The 19,173-nt window shown below is 69.5% G+C and carries 7 protein-coding genes and 1 pseudogene; all 8 read right to left on the bottom strand.

Annotated elements, in window-relative coordinates:
* Nucleotides 1-346: 346 nt before the first annotated feature.
* Entirely contained in the window at nucleotides 347-6,790 is a 6,444-nt protein-coding gene (locus JQN84_RS24025) for a polymorphic toxin-type HINT domain-containing protein (protein WP_204960824.1), read from the bottom strand.
* Nucleotides 6,791-7,239: 449 nt separating this feature from the next.
* Nucleotides 7,240-10,041, bottom strand: coding sequence for a LamG-like jellyroll fold domain-containing protein (locus JQN84_RS24020; RefSeq protein WP_204960823.1), 2,802 nt, complete (start codon nucleotides 10,039-10,041; stop codon nucleotides 7,240-7,242).
* Nucleotides 10,042-10,679: 638 nt separating this feature from the next.
* Nucleotides 10,680-11,909, bottom strand: coding sequence for an MFS transporter (locus JQN84_RS24015; protein ID WP_204960821.1), 1,230 nt, complete (start codon nucleotides 11,907-11,909; stop codon nucleotides 10,680-10,682).
* Between the two features lies 1 nt (nucleotide 11,910).
* Nucleotides 11,911-13,272, bottom strand: a complete 1,362-nt coding sequence (locus JQN84_RS24010) for a condensation domain-containing protein (RefSeq protein ID WP_204960819.1) — start codon at nucleotides 13,270-13,272, stop codon at nucleotides 11,911-11,913.
* 5 nt (nucleotides 13,273-13,277) lie between these two features.
* Complete coding sequence (locus JQN84_RS24005) at nucleotides 13,278-15,740, bottom strand: tetratricopeptide repeat protein (RefSeq protein WP_204960817.1); 2,463 nt, start codon at nucleotides 15,738-15,740, stop codon at nucleotides 13,278-13,280.
* A 1,782-nt stretch (nucleotides 15,741-17,522) separates the two neighbouring features.
* Nucleotides 17,523-17,900 (bottom strand): annotated as a pseudogene (locus JQN84_RS31640) (AAA family ATPase); the annotation flags it as partial.
* Nucleotides 17,901-17,996: 96 nt separating this feature from the next.
* Complete coding sequence (locus JQN84_RS23995) at nucleotides 17,997-18,308, bottom strand: hypothetical protein (RefSeq protein ID WP_204960814.1); 312 nt, start codon at nucleotides 18,306-18,308, stop codon at nucleotides 17,997-17,999.
* A gap of 142 nt (nucleotides 18,309-18,450) precedes the next feature.
* A complete protein-coding gene (locus tag JQN84_RS23990) occupies nucleotides 18,451-19,116 on the bottom strand; it encodes a hypothetical protein (RefSeq protein ID WP_204960813.1) in 666 nt (221 codons plus the stop codon).
* Nucleotides 19,117-19,173: the final 57 nt, after the last annotated feature.

Raw genomic sequence — 19,173 nt, 5'->3', positions numbered from 1 at the left:
TCGCCAATCCGCCCCCACCCCCTCCGCTAACCATAGAGAAAAGCACGGCACATCGGTAAGCACGGATCTGACCATCCCTAAACTCCCGCATAAGTGGCGAAACCAGGACATTCGCCTCCTTCACCTGAGCACGAAGAGCATCGAGCGACGTCCACCTAGCGGCGAATCCCCTCCCCTCCGCGTCCCGCTGCATCTCCAGCAATGAATCGAAGCTGACGCAGCACACGCGAAAATCCGGGTCTTGTTGTCTCACCATCGACATCAGACTTACAAATCCTCTCACCAAAAATCTCGACGATGCGCTCGGGAAATCAGCTATGCAAAATGTTTAATATCCTAATCCGATTCAGTCGCATGAGCATGGGTGGCGTTGGATCGTAATCGGCGTGTCGGGATCCAAGCGGCCGTCTTTCACACGCCTGATCACCTCATCCAACCTGTGATGTCCGCCGAGAATGAGCCCGTCTCTCGACACCAAGATCCCGTCACCATGTTCAGCACTGTTAATTCCACCCAGAAGGTCGTCATTTTCAAGCATCTCGTGATACCACTGCGAGGCGGGGTCGCGAGTCAACTGACCGGGAGTAAACAGACCTTCGAGATCTCCGGCTTTGATCGTTTCACCGCAGTTGTGCACCAAGATCGGAGTATTGCCGGCGAAGACATAGTACGTGTCTATCTCACCTACGGTGAGGTTGTAGGCGATGTCGAGACGCATTGGAGCTGCCGCAACCCCGTCGCTTGCGACTTCGCGACCCTCCGTCGAGGACAGCTTCTGACCCATTTTGATCTTGCCAGCGCCGATCCAGCGCTTCTCTGAGGCGACCCAGAAGGGGTGGTCCTCAGTCGTGGCGACCGTCGATCCGCCGACTTTCAGCTCACGCAGTCCATCTTCATGGATCCAGGTATGGGTGACCGGTCGCGCACTCGTTTCGCCCGTTTCTGGGTCGGTGGCCAGGACCTTGTCCCCCACCCGCACGTCGCTGATGGGCTTGGACGATCCGTCGGCCATGAGGACCTGCGTCTCGCCACCGAAGCTGCAGAGCGTCTTTCCGGATTTGTAGAGCGCCTCACCGATGGTGCCGGCTGCCTTGAGTTTTCCGATCGGCACGAACCCGATGACGGTCCAGGCACAGGCGGAGACGCTGCCGTGGACACAGTCGACGGCGTCGGTGATGCCGAGCAGGTCGCCCAGGAACTTGTTCTGCGCGGCGATGGAGTCGTCGAGCTCCTTCTTGCAGATTTCGGAGAAGTTGTAGCAGAAGACGTCGCGGCGCGCCTTGTCAAGCTCCATGGCGTTCAGGTTCGACACATGCGTGCCCATACCGTTGGCACCGTACAGAAGCTGGGCCCAGACCTGGAGCGTTACGTAACCCTTGCTCGGCACCTTACGGCCGTCGGGCATCTGCTCGGTCCAGGTTTTCGGGTTGAACGGGTCCTGACCGCCGTTGCCTTGGGGGCTGCACTTCGCTGGCCAGCACGGGTTACCGCCGGGTCCCTTCCCCTGCTGGTTGGCCGGCTCGTTTCCGGGGTGGTAGTCGGGGCAGCCGCCAGCGATCACGGCGCAGTCGGAGTCGATGAGCCCGGTAGGGTCGCTGAAGGTGGCGGGGTTGTTGTGGGAGTACCCGTAGCCGTTCCACTGCTGCGGATCGCCGTGGTCCATGACGGGGTCCACGGAGATGAACTTTCCGATTTGTGGGTCGTATTCTCGGGCACCGAGATGGGTGAGCCCGGTGTCGTCGACCGTGCCGCCGAGGAAGCCCTTGTCCATGGCGACCGGCCAGGTGGACGGCGTGGTGCCGCGAGGAGAGCCGAAGGGTGTGCTGCGACGGCGGGTAGCGCTGAGATCGGTGTTGCTGATGGCCGCTTCGGCGGTGCCGTGGTGGTCACTGACGAGCCAGTCGAGACTGCCGGCGGAGGTACGAACGGCGATGACACCCTGCGCGCCGGTGTAGTAGCGGGTCGCGGTGGCGGGGCTGCTGGTGGGTTTACGGACCTCGGTGCCGCCGGGGAGGTAGAGGGTGGCGCCAGCGGGGTCACGGCGGATGAGGCGATTGCCGTCGGCGTCGTAGACGTAGCTGGTGGTGCCGGCGTTGTCGGCGGAGGCGAAGAGCTTTCCCTCGTGGTCCCAGGTGAGGGTCTGGGTGCCGTTGGGGCCGAGCCGGGAACTGGTGTTGCCCGTCTCGTCGTAGCCGAAGGTCTCGGTCTTGACCGTGGTGCCGGTCAGTTCGACGCTGGTCTTGACCGTGTTCACCGCGTGGGGGTGGCTACCGGACACCCCGGGCTGGCCGAGATAGGCGTAGGTGCGGATGGAGGTCTTGGCGGTGGGGCCGAGCTGCGTGGTCTTGGATATCCATTCGGTGTGCCGGTTGTCCGTGCCGGGGTAGTAGGTATAGGCGTGCCAGTACGGTGAGGGGCCGCCGAGGTTGGTGTTCAGGCGTTGGCTGACCGCGCAGTCGCCGTTGGCGGGCGTCCACGCGTTTTCCAGACGGCGCAGTCCGTCGTAGCTGTAGCACTGTGTGTCGGCGGTGCCGCCGGCAGGCCGATCGGCGATCTTCTCGACATTGCCGGCGTTGTCGTACTCGTAGCCGAAGTTGAACACGTCCGACCTGAGTTCGGGGATGGCGTTGGTGTTGGTGGTACGGCCGGTGTTCTCGTCGATGATGTTGGTGGTCCAGGTCCGCTTGCCGTACGGGCCACTGATCTGCTGGGTGAGCTGGCCGAGTTTGTTGTAGACCGTGTCGTAGAGGTAGATCTGGCCGCCACCCAGGATGCCCTGGAGCAGGCCGACCTCGTTGTAGAGGTAGCTGAGCTTCTCCTTGGGCAGGCCGGCGGCGGCGGGTTGCTCGGCGGTGGCCACGGTGCCGTTGTCGCGGTAGGTACTGGTCCAGGTGTAGGTGCACGGGGTCAGGGTGCCGGCCTGGCACAGGCCGCTGTCGGCGGCCGGAATGGTGAGGCGCTTCTCGGTCGGTCGGCCCGCGCTGTCGAGTTGGGTGGTCTCGGTGACGTAGGCGTTGGTGGTGCCGGCCGGTTCGTAGCGCGTGCTGCTGGTGAGGTGCCCGATGCCGTTGGTCAGGGTGTCGTAGGTCCACTCAGCGCGCAGGGGGCCGGTGGTGGTGTTCTCGCGGAGGCTCGTCTTGCGGCCGAGGTTGTCGTAGCCGTAGACGAGGGTCTTGGTGCGGCTGTCGGTGGTGCTGATGAGCTGGCTGGCGTCGTCGTAGGTGAAGGTGGTGACGCCACGGTCGGGGTCCTCGTCGCGCTTCTTGCGACCTCGCTGGTCGTACTCGTACCGCCAGACGTTGCCGGCCGGGTCCGTCAGTGAGGCGATCTCACCACGGTCGGTGTAGCGGTACTGGGAGGCGTCGAAAGTGGTGGCGGTGTCGCTGCCGGCGTTGGCGCGGTCCTTGTACTGCCGCAGGGTGACGGCTCTCCCGCGGGCGTCGGTGATCGTGGTGGTGGCGATAGCGCCCTTGGGTGGGATGACCGTGGTCTTCTCACCCTCGTACCTGGTGGTGGTGCGCCACTTCTCGTTGAGGGTCTCGTTGACGCCGACCTTGAAGATGGCGTCGGTGAGGCGTCCGGCGCCGTCGTAGACGTTCTGGGTCAGCGCGGGGACGGCCGGGGTGCCGGCGCCGCCGTAGACGGTGGTGTTCGGTGGGGTGTTGGTCTTGTCGTAGTAGGGGGCGGTGGACCAGTCGAGCAGTCCGCGGGAGTCGTAGACGGTGTCGGTGAGGACCCGTCCGCCGCCGAGGGTCTGCTGCTGCACCTGCCGGGGGCGCAGCAGCCCGTCATAGAGGGTGATGGAGGTGTTGTAGGTGGTGTTCGACGGCAGCAGGGTCTTGGTGGTGACGGCCGTCGCGGCGGTGTTCCGCACTTGGTAGATGTGCTCGACGCTGGGCGCGGTGGGGTTGGCGGCCTTGGTGCGGCCGGGGAGCCACGCCTTGAGCAGACGTCCCAGCCCGTCGTAGGTGAGGTCGGTGCGGATGCCGTTGGCGTCGGTGACGGTGACGGGCTTCTGCCAGGCGGTTGAGTAGGTGGTGGTGCTGCTCTGGTTGAGCGGGTTGGTCGTCGTGATGGCGGTGACCGGTCCGGTGACGTCCGGCGTGATGCCGATCTTGGTCAGTCGGCCGAGGGCGTCGGTGCTTTCGCGGACCCGTCCGACGGCGTCGTACTTGTACGTGCCGGTGGTGATCCAGGTCGGGGTGGTGCCGTTCCAGGCGTCGATCTCCTCCACCTTGGCGACGTTGCCGGCGACGGGGAGGTAGGTGTCCCAGTTGTTGTCGGCGGCGTCGTAGGTGGTGCGGAACGCGGACAACAGATCGGCCGGAAGGGTGGCGGTGGCGGCGCAGGCGACGCCCACCATCTCCGTCTTCTTCGGCAGGTTCAGAAGCCAGAGGCTCGGGTTCCGGGCGTACCAGGTGCGGGTGCAGGTGTCGTCGGTGGTGGTGCTCTCGTCGCCCTGGTCGTCGATGGAGGTGGGCAGGTTGTCACTGTTGACCGTGGTCACGGTCTTGGTCCAGCGGGTGGTGCCGTTGGCGAGCTTGGTCCGGTTGCGGACGGTCTCGCTGTTGACCATCCAGGCCTTGAGGTTGCCGAAGGTCGCGGTGGGGCCCTGCCTCGACGGGGTGGTGATCGTCCCGGAGATCCAACCGCCGCCGGCACCGAGCAGGGTGGTCTCCTCACGGATCATGCCCGCGTACGCCTCGTGGTCCTCGACGCGGACGTTCTGCGAGTCGGTGATCCACACGTCACGGGAGCCGGTGGGTGGCTTCTCCCCTGCCGAGGCGGGTTGCTTGTCCTCGTCCATGCCGCGGAAGTAGAGGAACTCCGTGGCGGTCTGGACGCCGGATTCGAGGCCGGTGCGGACCCGGACCTTGCCGTAGCCGCGGAACTCGCCCCAGGTGCGCTTCTTCTCGTCGACCAGTTCGGAATCGTCGTAGTGCCAGGCCGGGGTGTCGAGGTAGTCGTAGTTGGTCTGCTGGTGGGCGAAGCCGCCGGTGTTGTCGTACACGTCGATGCGGTCGACACGGTACTTGTGGAACCAGTCGAGGGTCGGTTCCTCACCCTTCGGGCCGTAGTACTGCGGGTAGCAGCGTTTCGTATTGCTGTGCGCCGTCGGCAGGGCGTTGCGGACGCACTCCGGTGCGGAGTAGCTGACCGCGATCTGTGCGCCGGTTTCGGTGGTGATGGTGTTGATGCGTGAGCGGAACAGGTTGGACCGGCCGTCGGCCATCGCGTCGACCCGGTTGGGAAGGGGTTCGGTGCCCGGGTCGAAGACGATCTCGGGGTCGCTGGCCTCGGCGCCTCCGGCGGTGGTGACCTTCCCGGTGCGGGTCACCCCGGCGAGCCACATCGGCTTGCCTTCGTTGTCGCCGGCCTGCAGGTAGGTGTGCCGCAACGTCCAGGTGGTGACGTCCTGGTAGGTGTCGCCGGTGCCGGAGTAGACCTGGGCGCGGACGGTGGCCAGGCGCTTCGCCGTCCAGAACGTGGGCGACAACTGGTCGGTGCAGGGGGCGGTCTTGCAGTACTGGTCCCACGGGGTGTCCGGCCAGGACGCCTTTACCGGGTCACCGTCGTTCCAGCAGTTGCTGGCACACCGGTCGGCGGTGTCGAAAACGATGCGCGCGGCGGGACGGACGGTGGCGGCCGCGGTGCTGCGGTTGCCGTACTCGATGCGGGTCAGCCAACCGCCCCGGTGGTAGGTGGTGCGCTTGTCCTTGTCGCCCTCCCGGCCGTAGGCGCCGTCCTCCCGGTCGTAGAAGTAGGTCATGGTGTTGCCGCGCCGGTCGACGACGTAGTCGAGGTTCCACCGCCAGGCCTGGGTGGTGCGGGAGGCGGCGAAGTCACCTGCGGTGTAACCGAGTTCGTCGGGGTGGTTGCCGTACACCGGCAGCGTCCACGTGGACTTGGTGGCGGTGCCGCCCGAGGAGCCGCCGGGGCCGTAGTTACGGCCGAAGTAGTACTGGGTGCCGTCGGGCTTGGTGGCCTTCCAGTACTCGCCGTCGGCATCGCCGTTGCCGAGGCTGGTGTCCGTCAGCAACTCGATCTTCGTGCCGTCGTCGGAGACACCCTTCCAGGTGTTGCCGGACGACTTCGCCAACTCCACGGCGCTGCCGTTGAGCGAAATGGTGGCGTTGCCCTCCGGCTTGTACCAGCACTGGTCACCGCCGTAGACGGTCTTGTTGTTGGGCTCCCCACCCCGCATGGCGTCCTTGTCGTCCGCGCACGCCTTGTACTTGCGTTCGATGAACCCGGGCCACAGGTTCCAACCGTCTCCCACCCACGAGCCCTGGGTGTTGGTGCTCGCCGACAGGCCGTCCACCGCTCCCGAGGAGTAGGACATGTTCAGACCGGGCTCGGGGCCACCCACCGCCGGCGGATCGTTGAGGGCGTACGACCAGGAGAAGGCGCCGGTCTGCGCCGACACCTGCCAGGTAGCCGCAGGCGACAGGCTGGTGGCCGAGTAGTCCCCGTTGTCGCCGGAGGCGCCGCCGGCGAGGGCGATCAGGCTCGCCGATCCGCTCCCGGGAACGGGCACTGCCGCCGTCACGGTGTGGGTCTTCAGGTTGTTGCGGCTGTTCAGGGATCTTCCGTCGACCACCCGCGTCAGGCGCAGCCGGGAGGCCCAGTCCCCGCCGTACGCCGCAGCGAACCGGGAGTAGTCGACCTCGATGGTGACGAGTCCGTCCTGGGACGAACCATCGGCCCGCGATACCTTCAGCAACAGTCCTGAGACGCCCGCCTTCGCGGTGACCGTCCGGTTCGCGATCTCGACTCGCGCACGCGTCACCGGGGCGGCCTCGCGGTGCGGGGTCTCCTGTGTCGCCGGGGCCGCCACTGCGCCGGATGACACCCAGACCGGCAGCTTCCCTGCTCGGGTTCTGGCGGCGGCGATGCTCCGTGCACCGGCGGGTGACAACTCAACCGTCTCGTCGCCGACAGGCCAGGTGACCGCGCCGGCCGCGCCGACCTCCCGCCCACCGGCGGTCCAGGACGGGCGCACCGTGTGCTTGAGCGGCTTGACGGCCACCCCCGTGACGTCCTTCGGCCTGGGCTGTCGCCAGGCCGCCGACGCTTCGCTCTCGGGCACCTGCGCGAGTGCCGTCACCATGACGACAGCGACAGCGGCGGCGACAGCGCGGACGCCCCGTGCGGTGGTGGGGCGGCGGGCTGAACCGAACGACCTCACAGAGGTTCCCTTCTTCGTACGGCCGGCGAGCACAGTGTCCAGAGGGCGGATCACGAGTCGAGGTAGTTGTCGACGTCGGTGGTGTTCCAGACGCGTCTGGCGGCCTTGACGTGGTCGATGTCACCGATCCAGCGGTCGGTGGGATCGTTGCCCCGGCCGATCAGAAGTGGGCTGGTGGAAGCCCAACCGCCCACGATGTTCGTGGTCGCCTCGGCACCGTCGGGTGCCGTTCCGTTGACGTAGAGGCGGATCGTGCCGGTCGGCTTGTCGTAGACGCCGACGAGACTCACCCAGTCGTCCGCCGCGACGAACTGACTCGTGCAGGCCGTGGCTTCGGGTGCGTTGACGGCGTCCGCGGCCGTGGCGGTGAAGCACCAGGCGGAGTCGCTGATCGTGTCGCCGTCGAGATCGACGTCGTTGCGGTAGCCGAGCCGGAACATGGCGTTGGCGGCACCCAGCTGCGACACGGCAGTACGGGAGGTGGTCAGGTCCGTCAGCCGCACCCAGGCGGCGACGGTGAATCCGCCGGGGTCGGCTGTGTTCAACACCGGAGCGGACGTCGAGAGGTACCCGCTTCCGTCCAGGTACACCGCCCCCTCCCCGATATGACCGGTCGTTGACGGTGTGACTCCGGTGGGAGTGTAGGCGGCGGTGAATCCGGTCGGGGCGGACACCGCGGCGGCGGCGGTGTCCTGGTCGAACGTCCACGCCCATTCGCCGTTGGTGGGCATCACGAGGAACTGGTAGATCCGGGGATCGGAGGTGGCACCGGCCGAGTTCCGGGACTGCACCGACAGGACGTTCACGCCGTCCCTGCTCGGGGTGATCGACTCTGTCGTGCTGGTGCCGACGACCTCCCTGACCGACAGGTCGTCCCAGTACACGACCTTGCTGGCTTGGCCGGAGGGGAAACCGTTGTAGAGCCGGACGAACGCCTCGGTCGCGCCGACAGGCACCGACATCACGAGTGACAACTGTTGCCAGCCGTCGACCACTGTCGCCTTCGGCGAGGTCACCTCGACGTTGAGGGAGCCGACCTTGTAGAACGCGGCGATTCGCAGCCCCCGGCTGGTGCCGTAGGTGCCGCTGGTCCCCAGGCCGGTGGCGGCCGGCACGTAGATCCAGCCAGTGATCCAGTACCGCCTGCCGCCGGTCATGCCCAGCCGCAGGCCACCGTAGTCACCGCCGAGGTCGGCGAAGGTGTCCCCCTGCGGTGCGGTGGCCGTCCCACCGGACGCCAAGGGCGCGATCTTCAGCGACTGACCGCTGTTGTGGCCACGACCGGTGTCCCGGGTGAGGGTCGCGTTGTGCCCGCCGAAGCCGGTCAGGTCGGTGGATACCTGCTGCTGGTTGGCCGTGAGGATCTGCCCCTGTGCCGTTCCGGCGGGCACGGTGACCGCGTTGGCGCCGTTCAGGTCGTAGATGTACTCCTGCACGTCGGACGCGCCGTTGGGCCCGAAGGTGAATGTTCCCGCCTGCCCTGGACCACCGCTCCACGCCCCGGTCGACTGCTCCGCATACGTGACACCGGCGATGGTCGGCAAGGCCGGGTCCTGGGTGTTGACGGTGAAGGTGAACCAGCCGGAGTAGCTTCCACACTGATAGCTGTCGCAACCCCGGACCCGGAAGTGGTAGGTCCCGTCGGGCAACGTCGTCGTCACCCGCCACGGCCTCGCCGTGCCGGAGGTGACACCGGTGACCGCGGTCCCGGACTTGGCCTTCAAGGTGGTCTTCGCGTTGTCGTACACCTCGTACTCGGCGCGCATCGTCCCACCGTCAGGGTCGGAGACGATCGCCGACAGCGTCGGGCGACCGGATCGGACCACCGCCGGGGACTTGCAGACCGAGTAGCACGAGTCGATCGCCAACTGCGTCGGCACGTTCGGGGCACGGTTGTACACCACCGTCACGTACGGCCGGTTCGACGACGCCTCGGAGGAGTTGAACTTCTTCCATCCGCTGTTGCTGGACTCGTTGGACGCCCGCAGCCCCACGTTCGCCGTCGCCGAATTGCCCGAGAAGCTCGTCTGGAACGTCTCCTTCACCGACGCCGACACCCAGCCGTCACCGCACCCGGAGTTGTACCCCTTCGTGCCGTCGGAGGTGCCGTCCTTCTCCCGCCAGGTGGGCTGGTTGCCCCAACGTACTGATGACGAGACCGAATCCACCCGCCAGGTCTCCCAGGATGCCTTCGTGCAGGAGTACGAGTGGTAGTTCCACAGGAACAACTCCGCCGAGACGACTGTCGCCCCCGAGTAGCCGCCGAGGTTGTGGAAACTGAGGAAGGACCGCGCTAGGCAGGCCGACGAGCAACCTTCGTTCGGATCCACGATGTAGCCCAGACGCAACTCGTCGTCGCCCGACTTGTCGGTGCTGGAGATGGTGTTCTGCACGTACGCGTCGAACGACGGGCTCAGGTTGACCGACGGATCGATCGTCACCGGGAAGACCAGACCGGGACTGTCGAGGAACTCCCGGTCAGGGGTCATCACCAGACTGTTCTGACCATCGATGACAGCAGCGGCGACACCCACGTTCGCACGGTGCAGAGGCTCACCACTGCTGGACACCTGCGCGTCCCACATCTCGCCCTGCGACACCTCCACCGATCCCGCACCGGTCAGCCGGGCGGAAGCGGCTTCACTGCCGGTCGACCAGGGCATCGACACCGACGTCATCCCCGCCGCTGCCGCCGCCGTATGCACCACGAAGGAGTACCGGAAGCCCGTCGGACGGGCCTCCACCACCAGATCGACGCCCGGTTTCACGTTCTGATAGGTCGCCGTCGTGTCCACCAGCAGCGGATCCGGCAGCTCCCCGACCCAGCCGAGGGCGCTCTGCTGCTGCCCCACGCCAACACGTACCAACCCGTCGCTGCCGGCTGGCCGTGCCCCCGACAACCACAATCCGTACGGATGAACCTTCGGCCCCACGGAGCCGTCCGGCTGCCGTGCCAACCTCAGATCGACATCCTCCCAGCCCTCCGGCGTGCGGGCACGCACCGGCGCTGAGTGCATCTGCGCCCGGAACGTCCCATCAGGTTGTGCCCACACCGTCGACGTCGGCGACATCATCCCGGTCACCAGCACCGGCTTGCGATAGCGGTAGGCAAGGGCCATAGCGGCAGCCTCACCGTCCGCCTCCAACGCACCCACTGCCGGCGACGCCGCCCGCGCCACCGGCGTACCCATGACGGAGCCCATGACCACGATGGACGCCGCCGTGGCTACAGCAGCCGTCCACCGCGCCACGCCGCCAAGGCGCGCAGCACCGTACGACCTCACCCATCCCCGCACAACTGCCCCCGTGATCAACGATCGAAGTCACCGGGACCTTAGAGATCACTCAGCTGGCCCGTAAAGAGCCGTCACAACTTGACACCACAAACAACCCGGCCAACGCCGAAACGGACACCCAGATAACCTGATGTGACGGGCCGTAGCAGCGTGGATATCCCACAAGATCCACACCGACCGGGAGCAGACGTCCGCTATGCGGGCCGCCGGTCGGCGGGGACGCGCAGGCGCAGCAGCGGCAGGCAGGACAGGAGCAGACCGACCGCACCCACCCACAGGGCAACCCGGGCACCGGCGGCGGCCCCCAGCACCGTGCCCAGCAGCGCACCCACCGGCATCGCCCCGCCGAGCAGGAACCGCATGGTGGCGTTCATCCGGCCGAGCAGGTCGGGCGGGCACAACTGTTGGCGCAGACTGACCTGGGCCACATTGGAGGCTGTCGCACCCGCCCACAGCACCAGGTAGCCGCCGGCCGCCAACCCGATTCCACCGGCACTGTCGATCAGCGGGGTGAGCAGCGCGAACGGGGCGGTGACGAGCAGGCAGAGCCAGACCGCGCGGTACAGCCCGAGCCGCCGGACCAGCCGCCGGGCGACGACCGCGCCGAGGATGCCGCCGGCACCGCCCGCGCTGAAGTACGCGCTGGCCGTCGCCGGGGACGCGCCCAGCTCGCTGACCAGGCGCACCGGCACCATCGTCTGCACCACCAGGGCGAACATGTTGTACGCGCCGCCGGCCAGCGCCAGCAGGCACAGCACCCGGTGGCGCAGCACGTAGGCCACGCCGTCGCGGATCTGCCCGGCGAGCCGGGACCGGCCGGCGGGGACGGGCCGCGTGTCGACCGCCCGGACCCGGGCCAGGTACGCGGCGGACCCGGCGAACCCCACCGCGATCGCCACGACGGCGGGCCGGGTGCCGGCCAGGTCGACGGCCAACCCGGCCAGCGCGGGCCCCGCGACCTGCGCCACCGCGAGGGTGGTGCTCAGCCGGGCGTTACCCTCGACCAGTTCGTCGGCCCGCACCACCCGGGGCAGGTAACTCTGGTGCGCGACGTCGAAGAACACGGTGAGCACCCCGACGCCGAGGACGACGACGTACACCTGGCCGAGCGCCGTCCCGCCCGACGCCACCGGCACGGCCAGCGAGGCGACGAGCACGGCCCGCCCCAGGTCGGTGCCGATGAGCAACCGCCGCTGCCGCACCCGGTCGACGACCGCGCCAGCGGGCAGGCCGACCACCAGGAACGCCACCGTGCCCAGGGTGCCGACCAGACCCACCTGCCAGGCGGAGGCGTGCATCGGGCCGGCCGCCACCAGCGGCAGCGCCACCAGGGCCATCCGGGCACCGAACTGGCTGGCGACCGCCCCGAGCCACAGGGACCGGAAGTCGTGCTGCCGGAGCAGCCCGCCACGGCGGTCCGTCACGTCAGGTCGACGCGGCCGTGGGCGGGGCGTCGGCCGCCCGTAGCCAGGTCGCGCGCAGCAGGTCGGCGGCCCGGTCGACGGCGATGTCAGGCTGTTCGGCCAGCAGGGCGAGGAACCGGAGCAGGGCGGCACCGAACGGCGCGGCGGCGGGCAGCACCTCGGGGTCGTGGTGCACGGTCACCTCAGGCTGCTCGGCCGACCAGGTCACCGCCAGGTGCAGCGCGTTGTGGGCGGGGAACCCACGCCGGCCTTCCGGCGGGCGTACGCTGCCGCGCAGCAGCCGGTCCGCCGGGCCGATCGTGGCGTCACCGAGGGTGACGGTGGGTTCCGCCGCCACCACGTTGAGCACGAGGCGACGCCGTTCCCGGAGGGCCTCGACCCCACCGAAGTCGGTGAGCCACTGACCGAACAGCGGCGGGGCGGCGGCGGTGGCGGTGGCGAGACCACGGACCCGGTCGGCGAGCGAGGCGGACGCACGCTGGCCCGGCGGCACGCTCACCACCGCCTCGTGCAGCGCGCCGGGAACCTCGATGCTCTCCCGGGTCCACCGGCCGCCCCGCGCGTACAGCACCGGGACGTCCGTCTCGGCCCAGAGTTCCAGCAGGAACGTCAGGGCCGCCAGCAGCAGACCGGAGCCGGTCGCGCCGGTGAGTTCCCGGGCGTACCGGATGGCCTGGGTGGTTGCTCGGTCGAGCCGCAGCGGCCAGGCGGCGCTGGCGGTGGTGTCCGGCCACGGTTTCCACCGCCCGCCGGGGAAGGCGACCGCCGGGACGTCCCGGCTCATCGCCGCCGCCCAGAACTCCCGGGACGCCGCCCGCCGCGGGTCGGCGGCGACCTCGGCCGCGTGCGCGAAGAACGACGGCAGTGGCGGCGGCGTGCGCCGCGGATGCTGGTACGCCGCAGCCGTGCGACGCACGAACCGGGTGTGCGTCGCGTGGTCGGCGAAGCCGTGGTCCACCACCAGGGCGAGCGCATGGTCGTCCGGGGCCAGCCGCACCAGGCAGGCCCCGGCCAGCGGGTCGTGGCGCAGGTCGATCGGCGCGTACACCGCGTCGCCGAGGGCCGCCCCGGCCTCCTCCAGCAGCCGGTCCGCCGGCACGTCGGCACAGTCCACCGTGGTCACCGGGAAGGGCTGCCCGGGTCCGTACACCAGCTCCGGGCCTGCGGCGAACCGGGCCCGCCAGACGTCGTTGCCGGCGGCGACGGCCCGCATGGCGGCGGCCAGACGCGGCACGTCCACCCCGCCCCGGATGCGCCACAGTGTCCAGGCCCGGGGCATCGGGTTGTGCCGGGGCAGGCCGGCCGGGTCGGTGTCGCTCAGCAGCAGCAGTTCGCGCTGCGCCCCGTAGGGCGGCACCCGCACCCCGCTCACCCCGGGAACGCGGGTAGCTGCGACCACGCCGGCTGGCCCGCCAGCCAGGCCGCCAGCACTCCCCCGTCGTCGGGCAGCCGGCCGCGCAGGTGCAGGTCACGCAGCCGACGCAGCGGCGACACCCCGGTCGGCCAGTGCGCGAGCGACAGACGGTAACACTCGGCGGCCAGGTCGGCCCGGCCGAGTTGCTCGTGCACCTGACCGGCATTGAACCAGGAGATCCGCCCGTACGGGAACTGCAGGTGCGCGGCCCGCAGGTACGCCTCAAGCGCGCCACCGTGGTCGCCGGCCTGGTACCGCAGCTCCCCGGCGGTGAGCCAGGTCTTCGGGTCGATCGGGTCGATCCGCTGTGCCAGCTCGTCCACCAGGGCCAGCGCGGTGTCGCGTTCACCGAGGTGGGTGTGGGTGCGTACGGCGGTCTCCACGGCCGGGAAGTAGTTGTCGGCGGCGATGACCCGGGTGTGCCCGTCGTGTCCGGTCACCTCCCGGGCGATGCCGAGCCACCGGTCCAGGTCCGCCCGCAGCAGGTCACGGTCGCCGGTGAGGAACGGTAGGAACCCCATGGCCCGGAACCATCTGCTGGTCATGATCGCGGCGTCGAACTCCGACACCTCGGGCAGCGCGGTGTACCGGGCGAGGTCCTCCTCGCCGAGCTTGCGCCACCGGGCGATGGTGTCGGGCTCCCGGCGTCGGGCCGCGTTGACGGTGGCGTTGATGGTGGTGACCACCCGGGTGCGGGCGTACCTGACGTCGTCGCCGAGCTGGTCGTACAGCGTGCGGAAGTGCGGTTCCAACTCGGCCGCGTGCCCCGTGGTGAGCATCTGCTCGGCGAAGATCCAGCTGGCCAGCGCGTACGCGTCCACAGGGTCACGGACCGGCACGTCCGGCCCGGGAAGGATCCGCTTGGCCTCGGCGTGGAAGCCCAGCGCGGACAGCAGCCGGCCCAGCAGCGCCCGGTCCAGCAGCGGCAGGTCCGACACGTTGGCCAGCCGGTCCCGCACCCCGGGCGGGCAGCCGTCGGACGCCGCCAGCCACGTCGCGTAGTCGGCCGAGGCGGCATCGGAGGCGTACCCGTACACCGCCGCCGTCGCCTGCATCTCGTCGCGGAACATGGCGGCCGTGGCCCGCTGCGGGTGGATCTCCCGGAACCACGGCTCACGACGTTCCAGCACGGCGGCGTACGACATCAGCGGCGTGTGGATCGCGACCGGCGGGGTGTCGACCGGGTCGAGGAGCGCGCTCGGGTTCAGGTCGAGGAACGGCCGGTAGCGCTCCAGCGGAAGCGGACGCGCCCCGGCCGCCGGACCGCCCTGCGCCGCGACCGCCCACCGCACCGCGTCGGCGCAGGCCGTGCCGGCCAAGGCCGGACGCCGCGCCACGAGCACCGCCAACCGGTCCCGTTCGGCGCGGCGATCCGTGGCGAGCAGGTCGGCCAGCGCCCCCACCAGTTCGCCGGTGTCCGTTGCCGGAGCCGACCCGCCGGTGGACTCGTGGTTCGCGCCGGGCGCGGCGGGGGTGGCCAGGTCGAGCAGTCCGGCCAGCGCGGCGGTCCGCTCGGCCAGGCCGGTCCGGGCGGCCACCCGGTAGTGGGTGCGGGCCGCCTCCCGGTCGCCCGCCGCCAGGGCCGCGTCCGCCGCGAGGAGCCGGGTCGCCGCGCCGGTCGGATCGAGGGCGAGGGCGACGCCCGCGAACTCGTACGCCGAGCAGGCAGCGGTCCCGTGCGGGGCGGCGAGGGTGGCGGCCCGCAGCAGCGCCAGCGCGGCGTCGCGGGCGAGGAAGTCGTTCCGGTCCTTGCCCAGGTCGTGGACGACGGCGCGGACCGTGTCGGCCTCGGGTGCCGGCTCACCCGGGCAGCTCAGCCGCACGGCGAGGATCCGGGCCCGGGCGATCACCCCGAACCGTTCGCCGGCGAGACCGGCGGCCAGGGACTCCGCCCTGGTGAGCGCCTTCCCGGCCGGCTGGCCGGCCGTCCCGGCGGACCGGGCGTGGGCGAGTGCGGTGGTGAGCCGGACCGGCAGGCCCGCCACCTCGGGCGGCACCGGGGGAGGTGGTTGCCGGCCGTCCTCGGTGAGCAGCAGAGCACGCCAGGCGTACACCGGGGGTGGCGCGTCAGCTCCGATGCGCCGCAGCAGTTGCGCGGCATCGTCCCAGCGGCCCAGCGCACGCATCAGTCGGGCCGCCCACAGCAGACCGGCGTGGTCTCCGCTGGCGAGCCGCTCCGCCACCCCGGGTGGCGCGACGAGTGGGTCCGTGGCGTCGAGCAGGCCGGCGCGGCACATCGTGCGACGCAGGTCGGCGGGGGCCGCGTGGGCGGGCAGCCAACCGCAGGGGTCGGCCTGGGCGGCGCAGAACAGGGCCGCTTCGGCGACCAGGGACGGCGCGACCGTGGGATCGGCGGTCAGGTCGATGAACGGGCGCAGCGGCAACGCCGCCGGATCCCGCCAGGTGAGGTCGGCCATCCCTGTCCTCCCGCGCCGGTCCGTTGGTTCGGTGCCGAGGGGGCGGACACGCGGTGATGGGACGACCCGTGCCCGCCCGGTTGGTGACCGGCGCGTCAGTTGATGACGGCGTTGATCAGGCCCACAGCGGTTCCTTCGAGGTCCTCGTAGCGCTCCATGCTCGACACCTCCTCCCGACCGGACGAGGAAGACGGGCGATGACGGCCCCTGATCCCGACATTCTCGTCCAACAATTGATCCAAATCAATCTCTTGGAGCATGGTCGGCGACGGAGACCCGGCTGATCACCTCGTCGTGGTCAACGGGTTGGGCCCGAACCGCATGCCATCATCCGCAGGACGACGCCGCCAACTACCCGCTGCTGACGGCGCAGCCGGAGCCTGCTGGGGATGCCGGCGGACCGCCGGGGGTCAGGCCGCAGGGGGTGTCGAGGTAGGCAAGCATCGCCTCCCGGCTGCGCGGCAGGCCGTAGTCGCCGACGAGCGAGGCGAAGTTGCCGAACGACACGCCGTCGATCAGCCACGCCCCGGGCGACCGGGCCAGCACCTCGACGAGCCGCCGTTGCCGGGATGTCAACGCAGCGCGGGCCACCCCGGCGGGCAGCCGGCCGTCGGGGAACGCCAGGCGCAGCGCCTCGGCCGCCACCGGCAACGCCTGTTCACCGACGGCGACGGTCAGCCGGTCGAGTAGCGCGTCGAACGCCCGACCGGTGTGCCGGGGACCGAGCAGGCGCAGGGACAGCCCCGCGTACCCGTTGAGGTCGCCGCCGAGGAAGGGCACCTCGACCCCGCCGGTGGCCGGCCGGGTGCCCGGCTCGGCGGCGGCCGTCCAGGCGAGCAGCTCGTCGACCGTCGCCTCGTCGGCATCGACGCCGAGCACCCAGGCCCGACCGATCGCGGCGGCCCAGCGGATCACCGGCCGCGGATCGGCCAGCAGCCCGACGTCGGGCGCGGCACCGAGCAACCCGGCCGCCACCAGAGCGGTCGCCGCCTCACCCTCGTCCACCTCCCCCGCGACCCCGGCCGCCGCGACGAGCGCCGGGATGCTGCCGGCCGCGTCCTGCGGGAACCAGGCCAGCGCGTACGCCGCACCGACGCGCAACCCCGGGTCGGCGTCGGTGAGCAGCTCACGGAAAAGCGGCACACCGGCCCGCACCGCCTCGTAGACGGCCAGCTCGATGTACGCCCACAGCCGCCGCTGATCCGCCTCGTCGAGCGACTCCACGTACGCGTACTCGACGTACTCCTTACCGGTCTCGTCGTCGCCGTGCCACGGGGACGGTTTGGCGGCGAGCAGTTCCCGCCCGCCGTCGGCCGCCCGACGCAGCTCGACCACCGGGACGCCCTGCGGCAGCCACCTCGCGTCGTGGCCCACCGCAAGCACCGTCACCAGGTAGAGCACCAGCTCCCGGTCGGGGGTGGCCGGGTCGGCGAGCAGCTCCAGCAGGAACGGCACGGCGTACGCCGACGCCTCGTAGCGGGTGCCCTGGTGGAAGATGCTGGCGTAGAGCCCCCCGAAGGCGGCGTGGCGTTCCTCCTCGTCGGGCGAGCGCAGGGCACGGAGCAGGCCGGGCACATCGCCGGCCGAGCCGTAGGCGTGACCGAGCCGCACCCAGTCGATGTCGTCGATCCCGTCGAACACGCGCCCATCCTCGCGCACCACACCGACGATCCCGCCACGCCGACCGGCCCGCATCACCCTGACCATGGCCCTTCGGCCCTGAATCCGGTCGGACCCGCACCTGTGCCCGCCGATGCTGGTTTCAGGACGTCGAGAATCGCCTGCGGGCAGGATGCGTTCGCTCTCCGGTGTGATCACCGCGATGACCAGTAGATCGAGCGTCGCGAACGCGGGGCGCAACGTGGAGACGTCAGCCTCCTGCGCCGGGTCCGCTCCGTTCGCGGCCAGGTAGGCGAGATAGTCCAGTGGTGTGCGGTCGAAGACGACTTTGGAGGGTGACGGCGACCGCATGCTCCGCACCGAACACGCCAACATCGCCCGGTAGTCCTGCGGCGACGGCGGGAAATCGAACTCGTACCCCTGCTCTTCCAGGAGGTAATACGGCTCGTCGACCATGACGTGCCCCGGCAGATGCGCACACAACGCATCGACAAGAGCGGTCTTTCCGATTCCGTGCGTCCCGGAGATCGCGACCCTCATCGGCCCCCACCCTTCACGATCTCGCTGATCACAGGCTCGCACCAGCACAGCCGAAGCGTCGGACCGGCAGTCCAGAACGTCGAACGTTCCTGGTGCTCAGTCGTCTTCGAGGTATCCGGTGCCGGCGTCGACGGTGTCCAGAAAGTCACGGATGTTCGTGGTGTGCTCGTCAAGCGACAGGTCCGCCGTCGGGCTGACGCCGAAGCCGTAGCCGGGGTTCGGCCCACTGAGCCACGTGTAGTCGGTGCCACCGAACGCGTTCGCGCGGAGAACAAAGGTCTCCCCATCGACCTCGAGCGTGCGGGACGTAGGGTCGGCCAGGCCTGCGGTCGCGGGGCGCAGACCGGGCACGGCCCCGGGATCCGCCGCTCGGTCGCCGTCGCCATCGTCAGGGTAGATCGCCTTCACGCAACCATCATCGCGGGCCCACCCGCCCGGCGTACGCGTTCGGCCGCAGAGCGGACATCACCGTGAGGGTACCGGGCAGGCCTCCCAGGCGGGAACGACGGCCTGGCCGCAGCGCCACGACCGATGTCACTCACCGTCCTGGTCAGCACCACCGCCCCGGCTCCTGGCCGTCACCTGATGACAACTCCTCGCGCTTCTCCGCCTCGATGCTCCGCTGTGCTGCCATGTATTCGGCCAGATGTGGGTCGGCTCGGACTTCGTCCCCGCGCATGAACCGCGCAACGACCCGCTTCGCCGCCCGGTGCTGAAGGTATTCCTGCGCGTCGACCCTCCCGCCGCCGTACCGCCGCAGAACTGCAATTACCTCTTCCGGTTCGATGGTGAAGTCTTTCAATTCGAGCAACGAGTAGATCCGTCGTCCGTCTCGCTTAGTGGCCACCCGACCCCCGAGCTTCACCTCAGGAGCCAGGCACATCTTGATGGTCGGTGCATCCCACGACTCCCCCACCCTCGTTATGGTCAGCGACTCCACCGACTCCCAAGGCAGTCGGGTCGTGATTCCCCGCAGCCGAAGTGTCAGACCACCCGCGTCAACTTCAATCACAAACGGCCAGAGCAGCATCAGCCAGGAAAGGAGAGAAACAGCGACTGTAGCCAGGCTGACGACTTCGAAGAAGGACGCCTTGCCGTGATAGAGGTGATCAGGGTTGGCCCCGACCCACCGCGCCGCCAACCAGGCAAGCGCCCCGAACACCCCCCAGGCGAGGCAAGTCTTGCGCAGTTTCGTCGTGTTTCGATGCAACTGCACGCTTACCCTCCTGACAAGACGAATGCCCCACAGATTCGGCAGCTGACCTGGCACGGT

The organism is Micromonospora humidisoli, assembly GCF_016900955.1.
Lineage (GTDB): Bacteria > Actinomycetota > Actinomycetes > Mycobacteriales > Micromonosporaceae > Micromonospora > Micromonospora wenchangensis.
The sequence above is the reverse complement of the archived record's forward strand: the minus strand, read 5'-3'. Positions and strand labels throughout refer to the sequence as shown.